Origin of the sequence: Pseudomonas sp. SBT1-2 (assembly GCF_028640875.1) — a bacterium.
Classification (GTDB): Bacteria; Pseudomonadota; Gammaproteobacteria; order Pseudomonadales; family Pseudomonadaceae; genus Aquipseudomonas; species Aquipseudomonas chlororaphis_I.
Genome location: NZ_JAQZAA010000115.1, coordinates 156194 through 176041 on the forward strand (window position 1 = coordinate 156194; position 19848 = coordinate 176041).

A 19848-nucleotide genomic window follows, 5' to 3' on the forward strand; every position below is an offset into this window, starting at 1 on the left:
GCGAGGCTTGCCCGCGATGAACGATGACGCGGTGTGCCAGATAGAACGGGTTGCCTCCATCGCGGGCAAGCCTCGCTCCTACAGAAGCCGATAAAAAAGGCCCGCATTGTGCGGGCCTTTTCATTTACCGGGAGAGCAGGGGGAATCAGCCCGCTACCAGTACCCGGATCGCTTCCAGGCGCAGCGCTGCTTTCTCAAGCATGGCCAGGCCTTGTTCGCGTTGTTGGCGCAGGGCCACCAGCTCGCTGTCGCGCACGGTCGGGTTGACCGCCTGCAACGCGGTCAGGCGCGCCAGTTCTTCGTCGGTGTCGGCGGCCAGGCGACGTTGCGCCTCGGCCACGCGCTCGGCGTGACGTGGGGCAATCTTCGCTTCGCCAGCGTTGATCTTCGGCGTCAGCTGGTCGCGCTGGGCCTGGATGAACTTGTTGGCGCTGGCCCGTGGCACGCTTTCCAGCTGGTCGTTGAGGGTCTCGAAGGCGACGCGCGCCGACAGGTCGTTGCCGTTGGCGTCCAGCAGGCAGCGCAGGGCGGCCGGTGGCAGGTAGCGGCCCAGTTGCAGCGAGCGCGGTGCCACCACTTCACTGACGTACAGCAGTTCCAGCAACACGGTGCCGGGTTTCAGCGCCTTGTTCTTGATCAGCGCCACGGCGGTGTTGCCCATGGAGCCGGACAGCACCAGGTCCATGCCGCCTTGCACCATCGGGTGTTCCCAGGTGATGAACTGCATGTCTTCGCGAGACAGCGCCTGGTTGCGGTCGTAGGTGATGGTCACGCCTTCGTCGTCGCCCAGGGGGAAGCTGGCGTCGAGCATTTTTTCGCTTGGCTTGAGGATCAGCGCGTTGTCCGAATGGTCTTCGCTGTCGATGCCGAAGGCGTCGAACAGGGTTTCCATGTAGATCGGCAGGGCGAACTGATCGTCCTGCTCGAGGATCGCTTCCACCAGCGCATCACCTTCGCCAGCGCCGCCGGAGTTGAGCTCCAACAGACGGTCGCGACCGGTGTGCAGCTCGGCCTCAAGGCGTTCGCGCTCGGTGCGCGCCTCGTCGATCAGCGCTTGCCACTCGCCGTCGTCGGCTTCTTCCAGCAGCGGCAGCAGGCGCGGGCCGAACTGATGCTGCAGGGCGTTGCCGGTCGGGCAGGTATTGAGGAAGGCGTTCAGCGCTTCGTGGTACCACTGGAACAGGCGCTCTTGCGGGCTGGTTTCCAGGTACGGCACATGCAGTTCGATCACGTGTTTCTGGCCGATCCGGTCGAGACGGCCGATCCGCTGCTCCAGCAGGTCCGGGTGCGACGGCAGATCGAACAGCACCAGGTGGTGGGCGAACTGGAAGTTGCGACCTTCACTGCCGATTTCCGAGCAGATCAGCACCTGGGCGCCGAACTCTTCATCGGCGAAGTAGGCGGCGGCGCGGTCGCGCTCGAGGATGTTCATGCCTTCGTGGAACACCGTGGCCGGGATGCCGGAACGCACGCGCAGGGCGTCTTCCAGGTCCATGGCGGTTTCCGCATGGGCGCAGATCACCAGGACCTTAGTGCGCTTGAGCATTTTCAGCTGGTCGATCAGCCACTCGACACGCGGGTCGAATTTCCACCAGCGCTCTTCTTCGCTGGCGTCCGGCTGGGCCTGGAAGCTGACTTCCGGGTACAGCTCGGCGTGCTCGCCCAGCGGCAGTTCCAGGTATTCGTCCGGGCACGGCAGCGGGTAGGGGTGCAGCTTGCGCTCGGGGAAACCTTGCACCGCGGCGCGGGTGTTGCGGAACAGCACACGGCCGGTGCCGTGGCGGTCCAGCAGCTCGCGCACCAGGCGCGCGCTGGCCTCGCTATCGCCCTCGTTGACGGCGGCGAGCAGGGCTTCGCCTTCGTTGCCGAGGAAGTTGTGGATGGTCTTGTGCGCTTCGGGCGACAGGCGTCCTTTATCCAGCAGTTCCTGCACGGCTTCGGCCACCGGGCGATAGTTTTCGCTCTCGGCGCGGAAGGCGGCCAGGTCGTGGAAACGGTTCGGGTCGAGCAGGCGCAGACGGGCGAAGTGGCTGTCCTGGCCCAGTTGTTCCGGGGTGGCGGTGAGCAGCAGGACGCCCGGAATCACCTCGGCCAGCTGTTCCACCAGCGCGTATTCCGGGCTGACCTGGTCTTCGTGCCATACCAGGTGGTGGGCTTCGTCGACCACCATCAGGTCCCAGCCGGCGGCGAACAGCGCGTCCTGGGCCTTCTCGTCGTCCACCAGCCATTCCAGGGCCACCAGGGCGAGCTGGGTGTCCTCGAAGGGGTTGGCGGCATCGCTTTCGATAAAACGTTCTTCGTCGAACAGCGCGACCTGCAGGTTGAAGCGCCGGCGCATTTCCACCAGCCACTGGTGCTGCAGGTTTTCCGGGACCAGGATCAGCACGCGGCTGGCGCGGCCCGACAGCAGCTGGCGATGGATCACCAGGCCGGCTTCGATGGTCTTGCCCAGGCCCACTTCGTCCGCCAGGAGAACCCGCGGCGCGATACGGTCGGCGACTTCACGGGCAATGTGCAACTGGTGGGCGATCGGCTGGGCGCGTACGCCACCCAGGCCCCACAGCGACGATTGCAGCTGGCGGCTGGTGTGTTCCAGGGTGTGGTAGCGCAGGGAGAACCAGGCCAGCGGGTCGATCTGCCCGGCGAACAGACGGTCGCTGGCCAGACGGAACTGGATGAAGTTCGAGAGTTGGGTTTCCGGCAGGGTGACGACTTCGTTCTGCCCGTTGAGGCCGTGGTAGACCAGCAGGCCATCGACGTCGTCGACTTCGCGCACGGTCATCTTCCAGCCTTCGAAGTGGGTGATGGTGTCACCCGGGGAAAACCTCACGCGAGTGAGGGGCGCATTCCGTAGCGCATACTGGCGAGTGTCGCCAGTGGCCGGATAGAGCACGGTCAGCAAGCGGCCGTCCTGTGCCAGAACGGTGCCTAGACCTAGCTCGGCTTCGCTGTCACTAATCCAGCGTTGCCCCGGTTGATACTGCTGCGCCATGCTGCCTGACTCCCGCCTTGAAAAAGCCGACTATGTTAACGGATCGGCGCCCTCAGGCCAAAGAACTCTAACAAAAACAACTACGCTGGAAGGTAGCGTATCGGGCGCATTTGTCGGGGCTCGGGGCACTATCGGGTGACGACTGGGTCACAAGTTTGCGACCGATGGCTCAAGTCGCCCCCGCAGCAGCCGACAGCCTGCCGACAGGAGACCAATAATATGCTGCCCCCGATGCTGCCCTTGAGTGCCGTGCCCGTGACCTCCCAGCAGGATCCGATCCGGCCGCGCCCGGATATCCCGCCGGTGGTGCCGGTGCAACAGAGTTCCAACGAAAGCACCATCGACCTGCAAAAGCGCGATGCCGAACAGTCGGCGCTGCTGCTGCGCGAAGAACAGCAGCGCCAGCAACAAAAGCACAAACGCCAGCGTGAGGCCGAGAACGATCCCGAACTGCACCTGGCCGTGCCCGGGGACGAGCTGAATGCCGACAACACTGTGCCGGTGGTGCCGCTGATCGAGGATGCGCCACGCCAGGGGCTGTGGGTCGACGTCGAGGTTTAGATACCGCTCTTGAATGCCTGCAACGGCGAGGCAAGGAATCACATGCCGCAATCCGCACGATGCTGGTCAAATACGGCGGACCTCCACCTTTAATTGCGCTCGATACCTGCCGATCACTGGTCAGCCGCCGCGTCACGCCGCATTATTGGCAAACCCGCAAGGGCCGCAGCCGCGCTATCTATATATAGAGGCTGTGGTCGACATTGACCTGAATGATGCAAGCCAACGCCATGAGCCAAGACGACAACCTGATCGACCTGAACGCCGAACGTGCCAAGCGTGTGCATGACCTGAAGGAAAAGCGCCTGAATGAAGTGCGCCAGGCCTTCGAGCAGGCAATGCCTCTGGGCAAGCCGAAGAAGAAACCGAAAAAGCCGAAAAAGCGCTGAACCGGGCGCGATCTGTTGATGTAAGTCAGTTATTTCCCCTCCCTGTCGTCCTGTCTTGGGTGACCATTGACCCCGGTCAATTTTCCCCGCCGCCTCTTTGGTTAACTTAGCCCCATCGCAACAGGGCAAGAGCAGGAGGCCAGTCATGTTTTTCGATAATGTGGTGATCGCCGGAGTGCTGACTGTCGGCCTCATGGTTCTGTTTTTCGCCGGGTTTGGATTTTTCATCTGGAAAGATGCGCATAAACGCAAAAAACCTTAAGTCTTTCCGGTAACGAGCACGCAAGGCATTTTGGGCAACTTCGGTTGCCCTTTTTTTTGCCTGTGTGTTTTGTGGGGGAACGATCACTTCCTTCAGGCACAAAAAAAGGTGCAACCCAAGGGGCGCACCTTTTTTGTCGCGGACCGAGCGAATCAGGTCCCGAGGGCTTTCGAGGCCAGCCAGAACAGACCGGCCGACAGCGCCACGGTCGCCGGCAGGGTCAGTACCCAGGCCAGCAGGATGGTGCGCACGGTGCCGCTTTGCAGGCCGCTTTTGTTGGCGACCATGGTCCCGGCCACACCCGACGACAGCACGTGGGTGGTCGATACCGGCAGGCTGAAGATATTGGCCATGCCGATCAGGCCGGCGGCGGTGATCTGCGCCGACATGCCCTGGGCATAGGTCATGCCTTGCTTGCCGATCTTCTCACCGATGGTCTGCACCACACGTTTCCAGCCGATCATGGTCCCCAGGCCAAGGGCCAGGGCCACGGCCAGGATCACCCAGAACGGCGCGTATTCGGTGGTGGCGGTCAGGTCTTTGCGCAACTTGTCCAGGTCAGCCTTTTCACGGGCCGCGAGGTTCGGCAGCTTGCCGACTTTCTTCGCGGTGTCGTCCAGGCAGAGCAGGTAGCGACGCACTTCGATGCGGCTTTCGGCCGGCAGCGAGTGATAGTCGGCTACACCCTTGAGGGTGCCCAGCAGCGCGGCGATGGTCGGTTCGGTCTGCTGCGGGTTGCAGCGGAATTTGCCTGGCAGATCGTCCTTCACGCTTTTGCCCAGGGCCAGGAACTCGCCCAGGGAGTCCTGGTTGCGCTGGTAGAACTGGCTCAGGTGCAGGGTGGCGTCGCGGGTACGTTCGATCTGGTAAGTGGTGCTGTTCAGGTCGAGCACGAACTGCGCGGGCACGATACCGATCAGTACCAGCATGATCAGGCCGATGCCTTTCTGGCCGTCGTTGGAACCGTGCACAAAGCTCACGGCCATGGCCGAGATCACCAGCACCAGGCGATTCCAGAAGGGCGGATGTTTCTTGTCGTCGACCTTGCGGCGTTGTTCCGGGGTCTTGTGCATCTTCGAGATCGGACGCCACCACTTCAGGCCGATCAGCACCAGGGCGGCAATCAGGAAGCCGGCCATGGGCGAGAACACCAGGGAAGCGCCGATGTCGATCGCCTTCTGCCAGTTCACGCCATCGCCCAACGGGATGTCGTTGAGCAGGGCGTTGGCCAGGCCGACGCCGAGGATCGAACCGATCAAGGTGTGGGAGCTGGAAGCGGGAATACCGAAGTACCAGGTGCCCAGGTTCCAGGTGATGGCCGCGGCCAGCAACGAGAAGACCATGGCCAGGCCGTGGCCGGTGTTGACATTGATCAGCAGCTCGACCGGCAGCAGATGGACGATGGCATAGGCCACGCCGACGCCGCCCAGCAGCACGCCGAGGAAATTGAATACACCGGAAAAGAATACGGCCAGGTGCGGCGGCATGGCTTTGGTGTAGATAACAGTGGCAACCGCATTTGCGGTGTCATGAAAGCCGTTGATGAACTCGTAGGCGAGGACAAAAGCCAGGGCGAGCAAGAGGCTCACAAGCACCCAAGCATCCAGTCCGCTGAATAAATCGATCATGAAGGTTTTCTGACCCGGTCATAAGGGGGCGCGATTATGCCAGAAAACCCTGGTAATCGATGCACTAGGTGCTGGTTGGTAACATTCTTCAACGAAAAAGCCGGAGGCAGGCCAATGGCCATGCCTTTTTTCGAGGCATGGGCAAGCCCTTGATTTTACTGGGGCTCATCCTCAAGGTCAGGGGTGCAAGACTCAGCCAAACGTCTCAAACGCTTGTATGAAATTTCACTTCCATGACAGTTTTTGAGCCCTTGGGCCCCATCCGCGGCTGCACGGCGGATGCCCGGCCGACCTTGCGATCGGCATTTATCTGCAAGGGCATCGAGCAGTGCGAAAGCTTCAGGCGAAGAGCGTCACGGCTGTTCTGCCTTGAGCTCTTTTTCCATCTTTTGCAGTTCTTGGGTAAATGCCTGGTCGAGAATGCTGGCGCGCTTTCGCCAAGGTTTGCGTTCCGGTTCAGGCTGGGCGGCGTAGGTGGTGACTTCGCCTCCGTAAACTTCCTTGTAACGTTGTTCCTGGCGCTCAAGTTCCGCGCGCAGTTCGTCTTTCGTCACAGTGTTACCTAACTGAGTTGAGATTATCCCGATGATACGCATTGCCTCGATCGGGTTTATCGAGCGCCTCGTGCTCGGCTCGATTAAAGGAGCCAGGATTGCGATGGGGCTCGCCAAACCGCTTCTTGTTGCATGCGGCCACGCCACCGGACAAGAACAGCTGTCGTAGCAACAGTCACTTTTTTGCAAGCACATTGGCCGGGCATATTGAGATGAGCGTCAAGCGCTTGCAGCAGGAAGCGTCACTTACCGATACGCACCCTGATGATGCTGCCGAACGCAGAAAAGCGTCGGTGATCACTTTGCTCATTATAGCGGCGGCCATGAATAACTCTATCGGCAATAAGTTAAAAATCGTCAACTTGATATCAGGGTTTTGTTACACGAAAGTTTTAAGCCGAATGATGAGAGGGGTGACGCTGCAGTTCTGTAACAAGGCCTGACAAGTTGCCTGGACTAATACGGAAGAAATGAGAGTTTTATTGGCGGCGAAAAAACGCCGCATCGCGTAGAAGCACTTAGTCGCGGTGGATTGCGATTATCGGTCGATGGTTCGATAATCGCCCAATGTTGGCTGTGCAGGCTTGTGCATCCTCTCCAGTACGGCTTGTAATAAGCCAGACTTCCGTCGCAGAGAACCTGAAATGAACGATCAATTGCGTAATTCCTTCGCTTCCGCCGCGCCACCGATTGTCGCTTCGCCGGCCAAGCGGATTCAGGCGCTGACGGGTGATCCGGATTTCATGACTTCTCTGGCTCGCGGCCTGGCGGTGGTCCAGGCCTTTCAGGAGCGCAAGCGCCATCTGACCATTGCCCAGATCAGCCACCGCACGGAGATTCCCCGGGCCGCCGTGCGCCGCTGCCTGCATACCCTGATCAAGCTCGGTTACGCCACCACCGACGGCCGCACCTATTCGTTGCTGCCCAAGGTGCTGACACTGGGGCACGCCTACCTGTCTTCCACGCCGCTGGCGGTGTCGGCCCAGCCTTACCTGGATCGCATGAGCGAGCAACTGCACGAAGCCTGCAACATGGCCACCCTGGAAGGCGACGACATTCTGTACATCGCCCGTTCGGCCACCACCCAGCGCCTGATCTCGGTCGATCTCTCGGTCGGTGGGCGCCTGCCGGCCTACTGCACGTCCATGGGGCGGATCCTGCTGGCGGCGCTGGATGACGCTTCGTTGCGCGAATACCTCGAGCATGCCGACCTGCAAGCCAAGACCAGCCGTACCCTGCACACGCCAGAGGCGCTGCTCGAATGCCTGCAACAGGTTCGGCAGCAGGGCTGGTGCATCGTCGATCAGGAGCTGGAGCAAGGCCTGCGTTCCATCGCCGTGCCGGTGTACGACGCTTCAGGCCAGGTGCTGGCCGCGCTCAATGTCAGTACCCATGCCGGCCGCGTCAGCCGCGCCGAGCTGGAGCAGCGCTTCTTGCCGGGCCTGCTCAGCGCCAGTCGCGACCTCAGCGCCCAATTGTTCGCTTGAGGGCTGCCTGCTTAAGCTGTTCGATAAACGCACAGATACGCGCTTGCTGAATTGACGCTCTTTCCCTTGCCTCATTAATGTCGCGGCAGCGTCATCCGGCCACTGGAGCTCTGCCTCTCCATTGGCCGCGTGGCGCCCCCCATAATAATGAAGAGGCCAACCCGCCCATGAGCATCGCCCGCGCGCCCAGCCGCGCTCCTTTATCCTGCCTTCGCCTGCCGACGGCCTGATCCGCAAGACCCTTTTTCGATTTGAACCGACCAGCTTTGGCTGGCGCCTGTTCGCCTGCGTTTTTCGCGTGGAATAAAAATAATGAACCAGCCTCAATCCGCTGTAGGGAACTGCCTCGATGTGCAGTCCTTTATCAATGCCCAGCCGCTGTCGCGCTATCAGTGGCGGGTGGTGATCCTGTGTTTCCTGATTGTCTTTCTCGATGGCCTCGACACCGCGGCCATGGGATTCATCGCGCCGGCGCTGTCCCAGGATTGGGGCATCGACCGTGCCAGCCTCGGCCCGGTGATGAGTGCGGCGCTGATCGGCATGGTGTTCGGGGCGCTGGGCTCCGGCCCGTTGGCTGACCGCTTCGGGCGCAAAGTGGTGTTGGTGGGGGCGGTGCTGCTGTTCGGTGCCTTCAGCCTGGCGTCGGCCTACAGCACCAATGTCGACCAGTTGCTGGTGCTGCGTTTCCTCACCGGCCTGGGCCTGGGCGCCGGCATGCCGAATGCCACCACGCTGCTCTCCGAATACACCCCCGAGCGCCACAAGTCGTTGCTGGTGACCAGCATGTTCTGTGGTTTCAACCTGGGCATGGCCGGTGGCGGTTTCATTTCCGCCAAGCTGATCCCGGCGTTCGGCTGGCACAGCCTGTTGCTGATCGGCGGGATCCTGCCGCTGATCCTGGCCGTGGTGCTGCTGGCCTGGCTGCCGGAGTCGGCGCGTTACCTGGTGGTGCGCAATCGTGGCACCGACAAGGTGCGCAAGGCCCTGGCGCCCATCGAGCCGGGCACGGTCGGCCAGGCCGCGAGCTTCAGCGTGCCGGAACAGAAGACGGTGAAGGCGCGCAATGTGTTTGCGGTGATTTTCTCCGGGACCTACAGCGCTGGCACCTTGCTGTTGTGGCTGACCTATTTCATGGGGTTGGTGATCGTGTACCTGCTGACCAGCTGGCTGCCGACCCTGATGCGCGACAGCGGCGCGAGCATGGAGCAGGCGGCCTTTATTGGCGCGCTGTTCCAGTTTGGCGGGGTACTCAGCGCCGTGGCGGTGGGCTGGGCCATGGACCGCTTCAACCCGCACAAGGTCATCGGCACCTTCTACCTGCTGGCCGGGGTCTTCGCCTACGCGGTCGGGCAAAGCCTGGGCAACATCACCTTGCTGGCGACCCTGGTGCTGATCGCCGGCATGTGCGTCAACGGCGCGCAATCGGCGATGCCATCCCTGGCCGCGCGCTTCTATCCGACCCAGGGCCGCGCCACCGGCGTGTCGTGGATGCTCGGCATCGGTCGTTTCGGGGCGATCCTCGGGGCCTGGATGGGCGCCACGCTGCTGGGGCTGGGCTGGAACTTCGAGCAGGTGCTGACCGCGCTGGTGATCCCGGCGGCGCTGGCGACCACGGCGGTGGTGATCAAGGGCATGGTCAGCCATGCGGATGCGACCTGATCGAATGAAGAAAGCGCTCCTGAAGGGAGCGCTGAATACCTGTAGCCGCTGCCGCAGGCTGCGATAAGGCCGAAGGCCTTCAGCGAGCCTGAGATCTTCGCGACCGTTCCGGTCGATCGCAGTCTGCGGCAGCGGCTACAACGCAATCGATAGTCAGACAACAATCTGTTCGATAAACGAACACTCAGTCGATTATCGGATTGTTTGGGTTTTTCCCCCGGCTTAATCTTCAGTCACTCAGGCGTATCCCTTGCGCCTTTTTCTTCCAGTCGCTCAATAACAATCGGGAGATCCCTCCATGGCTGAAATCCTTTCGCTGCACGACGCGGTGAAGCAGTTCGTCAACGACGGCGATACCGTCGCGCTCGAAGGCTTCACCCACCTGATCCCCACGGCCGCGGGTCACGAAATCATTCGCCAGGGCAAAAAAGACCTGACCCTGGTACGGATGACCCCTGACCTGATCTACGACCAGTTGATCGGTGCCGGTTGTGCCCGCAAGCTGATTTTCTCCTGGGGCGGCAACCCGGGCGTGGGTTCCCTGCATCGCCTGCGGGACGCGGTCGAGAAGCAATGGCCCCACGCCCTGGAAATCGAAGAACACAGCCACGCCGACCTGGCCAACGCCTACGTGGCGGGTGCCTCGGGCCTGCCATTCGCGGTGTTGCGCGCTTATGCCGGCTCCGACCTGCCGAAGGTCAACCCGTTGATCAAGAGCGTGACCTGCCCATTCACCGGTGAAGTGCTGGCGGCGGTGCCATCGGTACGCCCTGACGTCACCGTGATCCACGCGCAAAAAGCCGACCGCAAGGGCAACGTGCTGCTGTGGGGCATCCTTGGCGTGCAGAAGGAGGCCGCCCTGGCCGCCAAGCGCTGCATCGTCACCGTGGAAGAAATCGTCGACGACCTGAACGCGCCGATGAACGCCTGCGTGCTGCCGACCTGGGCCCTGAGCGCGGTCTGCCACGTACCGGGCGGCGCCCATCCGTCCTACGCCCACGGTTACACCGAGCGCGACAACATCTTCTACCAGGCCTGGGACCCGATCGCCCGCGACCGTGAAACCTTCACCGCCTGGATCAACGAATACATCCGCGGCAGCGCTGACTTCAGCGAATTCCAGGCCAAGCTGGCCGCAGCAACGGGGGCCAAATAATGACTTACACCACCAATGAAATGATGACCGTTGCCGCCGCCCGCCGCCTGCAGAACGGCTCGGTGTGCTTTGTCGGGATCGGCCTGCCGTCCAAGGCCGCCAACCTGGCGCGCCTGACTTCGTCGCCGGACGTGGTGCTGATCTACGAATCCGGCCCGATCGGCGCCAAGCCCAGCGTGCTGCCGCTGTCCATCGGTGACGGCGAACTGGCCGAGACCGCGGACACCGTGGTGCCGACCGGCGAGATCTTCCGCTACTGGCTGCAAGGCGGGCGTATCGACGTCGGTTTCCTCGGCGCCGCCCAGGTCGACCGTTTCGGCAACATCAACACCACGGTGGTTGGCGATTACCACCAGCCGAAAGTCCGCCTGCCAGGTGCTGGCGGTGCGCCGGAGATCGCAGGTTCCGCCAAAAGCGTGCTGATCATCCTCAAGCAGTCGTCGCGCTCCTTTGTCGACAAGCTCGACTTCATCACCTCGGTCGGTCATGGCGAAGGCGGCGACTCGCGCAAACGCCTGGGCCTGCCAGGGGCCGGGCCGGTGGGGATCATCACCGACCTGTGCATCATGGAGCCGGAAGCCGGCAGCCATGAATTCGTGGTCACCTCGCTGCACCCGGGCGTGACCCGTGAGCAGGTGGTCGCCGCCACCGGTTGGGCGATCCGTTTCGCCGACCAGGTCGCAGAGACCGCCGCGCCGACCGAGATCGAACTGACCGCCCTGCGTGACCTGGAAGCCCGCACCGCCGCGGCCCATGGCCAGACTCCGGGAGAAGCCTGATGCGCGAAGTGTTTATCTGTGACGCCATTCGTACCCCCATCGGCCGCTTTGGTGGCGGCCTGTCGACCGTCCGTGCCGACGATCTGGCCGCCGCGCCGATCAAGGCGCTGATCGAGCGCAACCCGTCGGTGGACTGGAGCGCGGTGGACGAGGTGTTCCTCGGCTGCGCCAACCAGGCCGGCGAAGACAATCGCAACGTGGCGCGCATGGCGCTGCTGCTGGCCGGGCTGCCGGAAACCATTCCGGGTGTGACTCTCAACCGCCTGTGCGCTTCGGGCATGGATGCCATCGGCACCGCTTTTCGCGCCATCGCCAGTGGCGAGATGGAGCTGGCCATCGCCGGCGGCGTCGAGTCGATGTCCCGCGCGCCCTTTGTCATGGGCAAGGCCGACACCGCCTTTTCGCGCAACATGAAGTTGGAAGACACCACCATCGGCTGGCGCTTCATCAACCCGCTGATGAAGGCCCAGTACGGCGTGGATGCCATGCCGCAGACCGCCGACAACGTCGCCGACGATTATCAGGTGTCGCGCGCCGACCAGGACGCGTTCGCCCTGCGCAGCCAGCAACGCACCGCCGCGGCGCAGGCCGCCGGGTTCTTCGCCGAGGAAATCGTCCCGGTGCGCATCGTCCACAAGAAGGGCGAGACGGTGGTCGAGCAGGACGAGCATCCGCGGGCCGATACCTCGCTGGAAACCCTGAGCAAGCTCAAGCCGGTCAATGGCCCGGACAAGACCGTCACCGCCGGCAACGCCTCGGGCGTCAACGACGGGGCGGCGGCGCTGATCCTGGCGTCGGCCGAGGCGGTGAAAAAGCACGGCCTGAGCGCCCGTGCCCGGGTGCTGGGCATGGCCAGCGCCGGCGTCGCGCCACGGGTGATGGGCATCGGCCCGGTGCCGGCGGTGCGCAAGTTGACCGAGCGCCTGGGCGTGGCGGTCAGCGATTTTGATGTGATCGAACTCAACGAAGCCTTCGCCAGCCAGGGCCTGGCGGTGTTGCGCGAACTGGGCCTGGCGGACGACGCGCCCCAGGTCAACCCCAACGGCGGCGCCATCGCCCTTGGCCATCCGCTGGGCATGAGCGGCGCGCGCCTGGTATTGACGGCGCTGCACCACCTGGAAAAGACCGGTGGCAAGAAAGGCCTGGCGACCATGTGCGTGGGTGTCGGCCAGGGCCTGGCACTGGCCATCGAGCGCGTCTGACGCGCTTTTTATAAGAACGAGGATCGAGCATGACCGACAAGCCCGGTTACCGGCGCCCGCAACCAGGTACTCAGCCTGATTACCTGAACCCGGCCTACAAATCCACCAACACCCGCTCGCCGTCCAAGCCGCTGGTGTTCCTGCTCCATTCGCTGTCGGAAATCACCGGCCCGACCATCGGCGCCGATTACCTGCAGGACAAGGACAACGACCTCACCGCCCAGCATGCCGGCGAGCCCCAGGGCGAGCGCATCATCATCCACGGCCGGGTGCTGGACGAGAACGGCCTGCCGGTGCCGGGGATCCTGGTGGAGATCTGGCAGGCCAACGCCGCCGGTCGCTACAACCACGAGCGTGACCTGCACGATGCGCCGCTGGACCCGAACTTCACCGGCACCGGGCGCACCGTCACCGACGCCGATGGCTGGTACCAGTTCCAGACCATCAAGCCCGGTGCCTACCCCTGGGGTAACCACCACAATGCCTGGCGTCCAGCGCATATCCACTTCTCGCTGTTCGGGCCGAGCATCCTCACGCGCCTGGTGACCCAGATGTATTTCCCGGGCGACCCGCTGCTGGCCTACGACCCGATCTACAACTGCGTGCCGGACACCAGCGCCAAGGAACGCCTGATCGCCAGCTTCGACCTGGAGAAAACCATTCCGTCCTACGCCCTCGGCTACCGTTGGGACATCGTCTTGCGCGGCCGCGATGCCACGCCGATGGAGAAATAAGATGACGCTGACTGCGACCACGTCCCACACCGTCGGCCCCTACTACCACATCGGCCTGACCTGGCTGAACCGCGAAGACCTGACCCAGGCCGAGACCCTCGGCGAACGGGTAGCGATCAGCGGCCAGGTGGTGGATGGCAACGGCGACTTCGTCAACGACGCCATGCTGGAAATCTGGCAGGCCAACGCGGCCGGCAAGTACGATCACCCGGAAGACGATCAGGACAAGGCCCTGGACCCGAACTTCCAGGGCTTCGGCCGGGTGCCGGTGGATGGGGAAGGGCGTTTCCGCTTCACCACCATCAAGCCGGGCAGCGTGCCTGGCCTGCAGGGTTCGACCCAGGCGCCGCACCTGGTGGTGCTGGTGTTTGCCCGGGGCCTGGTCAAGCACTTGCTGACCCGCATCTACTTCGACGGCGAACCGGCCAACGCGGCCGATCCGCTGCTGGCCTGCGTGCCCGCAGAGCGTCGCGCCACCTTGCTGGCCAAGGCGGATGCGCCGGGTCACTACCACTGGAACGTGATCCTGCAGGGTACCGACGCGGAAACCGTGTTTTTCGATTATTGAGTGTGCCTGGGGGGAGCGCGAGCAAGCTCGCTCCTACATGACCGCAGTTGAATCACGGCATCGTGATCGACCCACATCCTGTAGGAGCGAGCTTGCTCGCGATAAGGCCGAATAGGCCGATACCCCCCAAGGTCGTCTTGCGGAACGGGACTGTTACAAAGTATGTCTAGACTCACCACGTCCCCAAAGAGTGAAAAGCCATGACAACGTTAACCAGTCACTACACGACCGAGGAACGCAGCAAGAGGATCTTCGCGATCGTCGGCGCCTCCTCCGGCAACCTGGTCGAATGGTTCGACTTCTACGTCTACGCCTTCTGCGCGATCTATTTCGCCCCGGCGTTTTTCCCCTCCGACGACCCCACGGTGCAACTGCTCAATACCGCCGGCGTGTTCGCCGCCGGGTTTCTGATGCGTCCTATCGGCGGCTGGCTGTTCGGCCGGGTGGCCGACAAGCACGGGCGCAAGAATTCCATGATGATCTCGGTGCTGATGATGTGCGCCGGCTCCTTGGTCATCGCCTTCCTGCCGACCTACGCCAGCATCGGTGCCTGGGCGCCGGCGCTGCTGCTGATGGCGCGGCTGTTCCAGGGCCTGTCAGTGGGCGGGGAATACGGCACCACCGCGACCTACATGAGCGAAGTCGCGCTCAAGGGCCAGCGCGGGTTCTTCGCCTCCTTCCAGTACGTGACCCTGATCGGCGGGCAACTGCTGGCAGTGCTGGTGGTGGTGATCCTGCAGCAGTTTCTCGACGAGGCGGAGCTGAAGGCCTGGGGCTGGCGCATTCCGTTCGTGATCGGCGCCATCGCGGCCCTGATCTCCCTGCTGCTGCGGCGTTCGCTGAAAGAAACCACCAGCAAGGAAATGCGTGAAGACAAGGACGCCGGCAGCGTGGCCGCGCTGTTCAAGCATCACTCGAAGGCCTTTGTCACCGTGCTCGGCTACACCGCCGGTGGTTCGCTGATTTTCTACACCTTCACCACCTATATGCAGAAATACCTGGTGAACACCGCCGGCATGCACGCCAAGACCGCCAGCTACATCATGACCGGCGCGCTGTTTCTTTATATGTGCATGCAGCCGCTGTTCGGCATGCTGGCGGACAAGATCGGCCGGCGTAACTCGATGCTCTGGTTCGGCGCGCTGGGTACGCTGTGCACCGTGCCTATCCTGCTGACCCTGAAAACCGTTACCAGCCCGTTCCTGGCCTTCGTGCTGATCACCCTGGCCCTGGCGATCGTCAGTTTCTACACCTCCATCAGCGGCCTGGTAAAAGCCGAGATGTTCCCGCCGCAAGTGCGGGCGCTGGGGGTAGGCCTGGCCTATGCGGTGGCCAACGCGCTGTTCGGCGGTTCGGCGGAATACGTGGCCCTGGGCCTGAAATCCCTGGGCATGGAAAACACCTTCTACTGGTACGTGACGGCGATGATGGCGATTGCCTTCCTGTTCAGCCTGCGTCTGCCTAAACAGGCGGCGTACCTGCACCACGATCTTTGACCTGTCCGCGCGCGTCCGTCGCGGACGCACGCCCCAAAGGATTGTTTATGAGTACACCGGCGAGCAACCAACTGTTCGATGCCTACTTCACCACCCGCGATATGCGCGCGGTGTTCTGCGACCAGGGCTGGGTCCAGGCCATGCTCGACTTCGAGGCCGCGCTGGCCCGGGCCGAGGCTCGGGTCGGAGTGATTCCGGCCGCGGCAGTGGCGCCGATCGAGGCGGCCTGCCGCGCCGGACTCTATGATTTTTCCGCCCTGGGTCAGGCCATCGCCACTGCGGGCAACTCAGCGATCCCACTGGTCAAGGCCCTGGGCAAGCAGATCGCCAAGACCGATGCCAGCGCCGAGCGTTATGTGCACCTGGGCGCCACCAGCCAGGATGTGATGGACAGCGGGCTGGTCCTGCAACTGCGGCAGGCGCTGAGCCTGATCGACAACGACCTGGCGCGCCTCGGCGGCATCCTGGCCGCCCAGGCCCAACGTTATGCCGACACACCCATGGCCGGCCGCACCTGGCTGCAACATGCCACGCCGGTCACCCTCGGCATGAAGATCGCCGGCTGGCTGGGGGCCGTGACCCGCAGCCGCGAGCGTCTGGCGCAGCTCAAGCCGCGCTTGCTGGTGCTGCAGTTCGGCGGGGCCTCGGGCACCCTCGCGGCCCTGGGCGAGCAGGCCCTGCCCATTGCCCAGGCCCTGGCCGAGGAGTTGCAACTGAGCCTGCCGGAGCAGCCCTGGCACACCCAGCGCGACCGGCTGGTGGAGTTCGCCTCGGTGCTCGGCCTGATCGCCGGCAGCCTCGGCAAGCTCGGCCGTGACATCAGCCTGCTGATGCAGACCGAGGCGGCGGAAGTCTTCGAGCCGTCGGCGCCGGGCAAGGGCGGCTCCTCGACCATGCCGCACAAGCGCAACCCGGTGGGCGCGGCGGTATTGATCGGCGCGGCGACCCGGGTTCCCGGGCTGCTGGCGACGATGTTCAGCGCCATGCCCCAGGAGCACGAACGCAGCCTGGGCCTGTGGCACGCCGAATGGGAAACCCTGCCGGAGATCTGCTGCCTGGTGTCCGGTGCCTTGCAACAGGCGCTGCTGGTGGCCGACGGCCTGGAAGTCGACGCCGCGCGCATGGCCAGGAACCTCGACCTGACCCAGGGGCTGGTGCTGGCGGAAGCCGTGAGCATCGCCCTGGCCCAGCGCCTGGGTCGCGAGACCGCACACCATCTGCTGGAGCAGTGCTGCAAACGCGCGGTAGCTGAACAGCGGCATCTGCGCGCGGTGCTGGGGGACGAGCCGCAAGTGACCGCCGAACTGTCGGCGGAAGAACTGGACCGCCTGCTGGACCCGGCGCATTACCTCGGCCAGGCACAAGCCTGGGTCGAGCGCGCCGTGGCCGAACATTTAGCCTTGAACGCCTGAAGGAGACTGCCGTGGGATTCGTACAACTCGCCGATGGCGAACTGCATTACCAACTGGACGGCCCGGTCGATGCGCCGGTGCTGGTCCTGTCCAACTCCCTGGGTACCGACCTGCACATGTGGGACATCCAGATTCCGGCCTTTACCAAGCACTTCCGCGTGCTGCGTTTCGACACCCGTGGCCACGGCAAATCCCTGGTCACCGAAGGCCCCTACAGCATCGAGCAGTTGGGCCGTGACGTGCTGGCGCTGCTGGACGCGCTGCATATCCAGCGTGCGCATTTCTGCGGCCTGTCCATGGGCGGGTTGATTGGCCAGTGGCTGGGCATCAATGCCGGCGAGCGCCTGAACAAGTTGGTGGTGTGCAACACCGCGGCGAAGATCGGCGATCCATCGGTATGGAACCCACGCATCGAAACCGTGCTGCGCGATGGCCAGGCGGCCATGGTCGCATTGCGCGATGCCTCGATCGCCCGCTGGTTCACCCCGGCCTTCGCCGTGGCGCACCCGGACCAGGCCAAGCTGATCACCGACATGCTGGCGGCCACCTCGCCCCAGGGTTATGCCGCCAACTGCGCGGCGGTGCGCGATGCGGATTTCCGCGATCAACTGTCGGCGATCGAGGCACCGACCCTGGTGGTGTCCGGTACCGAAGATGCGGTCACGCCGCCCTCGGGCGGGCATTTCATTCAGGAGCGCGTGCGCGGCGCCGAATACGCCGAGTTCCATGCGGCGCACCTGTCCAACGTCCAGGCCGGCGCGGCGTTCAGCGAGCGGGTCGTGGCATTTCTGCTGGCTGACCAGAACATTTGAGGAAGCCCCCGATGGACGAGAAACAACGTTACGCCGAAGGCATGCAAGTGCGTCGCGCGGTGCTGGGCGATGCCCATGTCGATCGCAGCCTGAACACCCTGACCGAGTTCAACTCGGAGTTCCAGGAAATGATCACCCGGCACGCCTGGGGCGATATCTGGACACGTCCGGGCCTGCCACGCCACACCCGCAGCCTGATCACCATCGCCATGCTGATCGGCATGAACCGCAACGAAGAGCTCAAGCTGCACCTGCGCGCCGCCGCCAACAACGGCGTGAGCCGCGCCGAGATCAAGGAAGTGATCATGCAGAGCGCGATCTACTGCGGTATTCCGGCGGCCAACGCGACCTTCCACCTGGCCGAGTCGGTGTGGGACGAGCTGGGCGTCGAATCCCGCGCCTGATGACCCGCGACTTGTAAAGAAAGGCGGCGCCGAGCAACTCGGCGCCGCTGCGTTTTCCCTGCAGGAGCGAGCTTGCTCGCGATGAACCTGAGGGTGCGGCGTTCAGCCAGTCAGTACGCGCCATCGTTGACGATCATCGCGAGCAAGCTTTGCTCCTGCAAAAAACAAGGCCAGCCCCGGGAATGGGGCTGGCCTTGTTTTTGGTGTGGGCGAGCGAGTGGGCTTACAGCAGGCTGATCGGGTAGCTGATGATCAGGCGGTTCTCGTCGAACTCGTTGGTGCTGAAGTCGCGGCGCATGGTCGAGTTGCGCCATTTGACGTTGAGGTTCTTCAGCGTGCCGCTTTGCACGGTGTAGGCCAGCTCGCTCTCGCGTCCCCATTCCTTGCCGTCGGTGATGGTGCCGGTGTGCACGTTGTCGCCCTTGATGTAGCGGTTCATCAAGGTCAGGCCGGGTATGCCGACCGCGACGAAGTTGTAGTCATGACGCAGTTGCCAGGATCTTTCCTGGGCATTGTCGTAGCTGGCGTTGTAGCTGTCGTTGGCCAGGGTACCGCCGCTGGTGCCGTTGACGCGCATCCAGGCGTTGTCGCCAGTGAGTTTCTGCAGGCCGACGTAGAAGGTGTGGCCGCCGTACTTGGCCGAGAACAGGCCCGACCAGGTCTTGTTGTCCAGGTCGCCGGCGCGGGCGCTGCCATCCTCCTTGCCGTAGAAGAAGCCGATGTTGGCGCCCAGGGTCCAGTCGCCCAGCGGCTGGCTGTGGATCAGGTTGAGGTATTGCTGGCTGTAGATGTCCTTGAGCTGGGCGTTCCACACCCCGACCTGGGTGCGCTTGTCGTTGAAGCTGTATTCGCCGCCCTGGAAGTTGAAACGGTCGGAGGTGAAGGCCGCTTTGCCGGTCATCGACATGTCGCTCATGCTGCTGTCGTCACGCGGGCTGTTGGCGCGGAACTGGCCGCCGTAGAGGGTCAGGCCGTCAATTTCCTTCGAGGTGATCTGGCCGCCGCGGAAGGTCTGGGGCAGGGAGCGACCGTCGTCCGAGCGCAGGATCGGCAGCACTGGCATCCATTCGCCGACCTTGACTTCGGTCTGCGACAGGCGGGCCTTGAACGCGACGCCCGTGCGGCCGAAGTGGTCGGCCGGACGCCCGTCGTGATCCAGGGGCAGCAGCTGGGTGCCGCCGGTGCCCTTGCCACCATCGAGCTTCAGCGAGTACAGCCCCAGCACGTCCATGCCGAAACCGATGGTGCCCTGGGTGAAGCCGGACTTGGCGTCGAGGATGAAGCTCTGGGTCCACTCTTCAGCCTTGCCCTGGCTCTTGCCCGGGTTGGTGAAGTTACGGTTGATGTAGAAGTTGCGCAGGTTCAGGTTGACCTTGGCGTCTTCGAGAAAGCCGGACTCCGCGGCCATGACCGGCAGGGCCGTGCCGGCGATGCTGACGGCCAGCAGGCTGGGCAGCAGGGAATAGGGAGTGCGAGTGGATGGCTTCATGGATCGGGCTCTCTAATTGTTAGGGGTGAGGCAGGGCGCTGCCGCAACGTCAGGTTGCAGACAAGGTTGAAACCGGGAGGGTGGATGGAACGGAATCAGCCGGAGCGGGCAGGGCGCGGGGTCATGATGACGAACCTGTTGTTATTGGTTTTTGTAGGTGCGGGGAATGGTGCGTTGGATCAACGGGCCTGTTCAATTGGCCTTGGCGGGTTTTGGGCGATTAACGAACACAAGTGGCGGCCGTCTTCGGCCCATAAAAAAGCC

The 19848-nt window shown here is 63.3% G+C and carries 19 protein-coding genes; 15 read left to right on the plus strand and 4 right to left on the minus strand.

Features of this window, described 5'->3' with window-relative positions:
• Positions 1–145 precede the first annotated feature (145 nt).
• Entirely contained in the window at positions 146–2992 is a 2847-nt protein-coding gene (gene rapA / locus PVZ78_RS29425; protein WP_009047393.1) for an RNA polymerase-associated protein RapA, read from the minus strand.
• A gap of 219 nt (positions 2993–3211) precedes the next feature.
• On the opposite strand from rapA, the gene PVZ78_RS29430 reads away from it, so the two are divergent.
• From PVZ78_RS29430 to ccoM, 3 genes are all read left to right on the plus strand, one after another.
• Positions 3212–3553 (plus strand): hypothetical protein, encoded by a 342-nt coding sequence (locus PVZ78_RS29430; protein WP_009047394.1) that lies wholly within the window; start codon positions 3212–3214, stop codon positions 3551–3553.
• A 230-nt stretch (positions 3554–3783) separates the two neighbouring features.
• Positions 3784–3942 carry a hypothetical protein gene (locus PVZ78_RS29435; protein WP_023968072.1) on the plus strand — a complete coding sequence of 53 codons (159 nt, stop codon included), beginning with the start codon at positions 3784–3786 and terminating at the stop codon, positions 3940–3942.
• A gap of 145 nt (positions 3943–4087) precedes the next feature.
• On the plus strand, positions 4088–4204 hold the full coding sequence (gene ccoM, locus PVZ78_RS31680) for a cytochrome c oxidase subunit CcoM (RefSeq protein WP_007926603.1): 117 nt from the start codon (positions 4088–4090) through the stop codon (positions 4202–4204).
• A gap of 152 nt (positions 4205–4356) precedes the next feature.
• Here the strand turns inward: ccoM and PVZ78_RS29440 are convergent, their stop codons facing one another.
• Together PVZ78_RS29440 and PVZ78_RS29445 are read right to left on the minus strand one after the other, a co-directional pair.
• On the minus strand, positions 4357–5832 hold the full coding sequence (locus tag PVZ78_RS29440) for an inorganic phosphate transporter (protein WP_009047396.1): 1476 nt from the start codon (positions 5830–5832) through the stop codon (positions 4357–4359).
• A 353-nt stretch (positions 5833–6185) separates the two neighbouring features.
• Entirely contained in the window at positions 6186–6386 is a 201-nt protein-coding gene (locus PVZ78_RS29445; RefSeq protein ID WP_009047397.1) for a hypothetical protein, read from the minus strand.
• 98 nt (positions 6387–6484) lie between these two features.
• Between PVZ78_RS29445 and PVZ78_RS29450 the strand changes: the two genes are divergently transcribed.
• The 12 genes from PVZ78_RS29450 (at position 6485) to pcaC (ending at position 18095) form a co-directional block, all read left to right on the plus strand.
• Positions 6485–6829 (plus strand): hypothetical protein, encoded by a 345-nt coding sequence (locus PVZ78_RS29450; protein WP_155290747.1) that lies wholly within the window; start codon positions 6485–6487, stop codon positions 6827–6829.
• A 201-nt stretch (positions 6830–7030) separates the two neighbouring features.
• A complete protein-coding gene (pcaR, locus tag PVZ78_RS29455) occupies positions 7031–7873 on the plus strand; it encodes a pca regulon transcriptional regulator PcaR (RefSeq protein WP_009047398.1) in 843 nt (280 codons plus the stop codon).
• 312 nt (positions 7874–8185) lie between these two features.
• The gene (locus PVZ78_RS29460) at positions 8186–9532 is read left to right on the plus strand and encodes an MFS transporter (protein WP_028681800.1); all 1347 of its coding nucleotides are present in this window, start codon (positions 8186–8188) and stop codon (positions 9530–9532) included.
• Between the two features lie 298 nt (positions 9533–9830).
• Positions 9831–10688 carry a CoA transferase subunit A gene (locus PVZ78_RS29465; protein WP_009047400.1) on the plus strand — a complete coding sequence of 286 codons (858 nt, stop codon included), beginning with the start codon at positions 9831–9833 and terminating at the stop codon, positions 10686–10688.
• Complete coding sequence (locus PVZ78_RS29470; RefSeq protein ID WP_177477880.1) at positions 10685–11467, plus strand: CoA-transferase subunit beta; 783 nt, start codon at positions 10685–10687, stop codon at positions 11465–11467. The genes PVZ78_RS29465 and PVZ78_RS29470 overlap by 4 nt, the downstream gene beginning before the upstream one ends.
• Positions 11464–12669, plus strand: coding sequence for a 3-oxoadipyl-CoA thiolase (gene pcaF / locus PVZ78_RS29475; RefSeq protein WP_273829680.1), 1206 nt, complete (start codon positions 11464–11466; stop codon positions 12667–12669). Before PVZ78_RS29470 ends, pcaF begins: the two co-directional genes overlap by 4 nt.
• A 29-nt stretch (positions 12670–12698) precedes the next feature.
• Positions 12699–13403, plus strand: coding sequence for a protocatechuate 3,4-dioxygenase subunit beta (gene pcaH / locus PVZ78_RS29480; protein WP_273829657.1), 705 nt, complete (start codon positions 12699–12701; stop codon positions 13401–13403).
• Position 13404: 1 nt separating this feature from the next.
• On the plus strand, positions 13405–13971 hold the full coding sequence (gene pcaG, locus PVZ78_RS29485; RefSeq protein ID WP_016702067.1) for a protocatechuate 3,4-dioxygenase subunit alpha: 567 nt from the start codon (positions 13405–13407) through the stop codon (positions 13969–13971).
• Between the two features lie 200 nt (positions 13972–14171).
• Positions 14172–15467 carry an MFS family transporter gene (locus PVZ78_RS29490; protein WP_016702068.1) on the plus strand — a complete coding sequence of 432 codons (1296 nt, stop codon included), beginning with the start codon at positions 14172–14174 and terminating at the stop codon, positions 15465–15467.
• Positions 15468–15514: 47 nt separating this feature from the next.
• On the plus strand, positions 15515–16879 hold the full coding sequence (locus tag PVZ78_RS29495) for a 3-carboxy-cis,cis-muconate cycloisomerase (protein WP_273829658.1): 1365 nt from the start codon (positions 15515–15517) through the stop codon (positions 16877–16879).
• Positions 16880–16890: 11 nt separating this feature from the next.
• On the plus strand, positions 16891–17691 hold the full coding sequence (pcaD, locus tag PVZ78_RS29500) for a 3-oxoadipate enol-lactonase (protein ID WP_273829659.1): 801 nt from the start codon (positions 16891–16893) through the stop codon (positions 17689–17691).
• An 11-nt stretch (positions 17692–17702) separates the two neighbouring features.
• Entirely contained in the window at positions 17703–18095 is a 393-nt protein-coding gene (pcaC, locus tag PVZ78_RS29505) for a 4-carboxymuconolactone decarboxylase (RefSeq protein WP_009047408.1), read from the plus strand.
• A 223-nt stretch (positions 18096–18318) separates the two neighbouring features.
• On the opposite strand, the gene PVZ78_RS29510 is transcribed toward pcaC, so the two are convergent.
• Positions 18319–19584 (minus strand): OprD family porin, encoded by a 1266-nt coding sequence (locus PVZ78_RS29510; RefSeq protein WP_038630791.1) that lies wholly within the window; start codon positions 19582–19584, stop codon positions 18319–18321.
• Between the last annotated feature and the right edge of the window lie 264 nt (positions 19585–19848).

Bases quoted from the DNA above. Each gene is read 5' to 3' on its own strand.
- rapA (WP_009047393.1), bottom strand. From the start codon at position 2,992: ATGGCGCAGCAGTATCAACCGGGGCAACGCTGGATTAGTGACAGCGAA.
- PVZ78_RS29430 (WP_009047394.1), top strand. From the start codon at position 3,212: ATGCTGCCCCCGATGCTGCCCTTGAGTGCCGTGCCCGTGACCTCCCAG.
- PVZ78_RS29435 (WP_023968072.1), top strand. From the start codon at position 3,784: ATGAGCCAAGACGACAACCTGATCGACCTGAACGCCGAACGTGCCAAG.
- ccoM (WP_007926603.1), top strand. From the start codon at position 4,088: ATGTTTTTCGATAATGTGGTGATCGCCGGAGTGCTGACTGTCGGCCTC.
- PVZ78_RS29440 (WP_009047396.1), bottom strand. From the start codon at position 5,832: ATGATCGATTTATTCAGCGGACTGGATGCTTGGGTGCTTGTGAGCCTC.
- pcaR (WP_009047398.1), top strand. From the start codon at position 7,031: ATGAACGATCAATTGCGTAATTCCTTCGCTTCCGCCGCGCCACCGATT.
- PVZ78_RS29460 (WP_028681800.1), top strand. From the start codon at position 8,186: ATGAACCAGCCTCAATCCGCTGTAGGGAACTGCCTCGATGTGCAGTCC.
- PVZ78_RS29465 (WP_009047400.1), top strand. From the start codon at position 9,831: ATGGCTGAAATCCTTTCGCTGCACGACGCGGTGAAGCAGTTCGTCAAC.
- pcaH (WP_273829657.1), top strand. From the start codon at position 12,699: ATGACCGACAAGCCCGGTTACCGGCGCCCGCAACCAGGTACTCAGCCT.
- pcaG (WP_016702067.1), top strand. From the start codon at position 13,405: ATGACGCTGACTGCGACCACGTCCCACACCGTCGGCCCCTACTACCAC.
- PVZ78_RS29490 (WP_016702068.1), top strand. From the start codon at position 14,172: ATGACAACGTTAACCAGTCACTACACGACCGAGGAACGCAGCAAGAGG.
- PVZ78_RS29495 (WP_273829658.1), top strand. From the start codon at position 15,515: ATGAGTACACCGGCGAGCAACCAACTGTTCGATGCCTACTTCACCACC.
- pcaC (WP_009047408.1), top strand. From the start codon at position 17,703: ATGGACGAGAAACAACGTTACGCCGAAGGCATGCAAGTGCGTCGCGCG.
- PVZ78_RS29510 (WP_038630791.1), bottom strand. From the start codon at position 19,584: ATGAAGCCATCCACTCGCACTCCCTATTCCCTGCTGCCCAGCCTGCTG.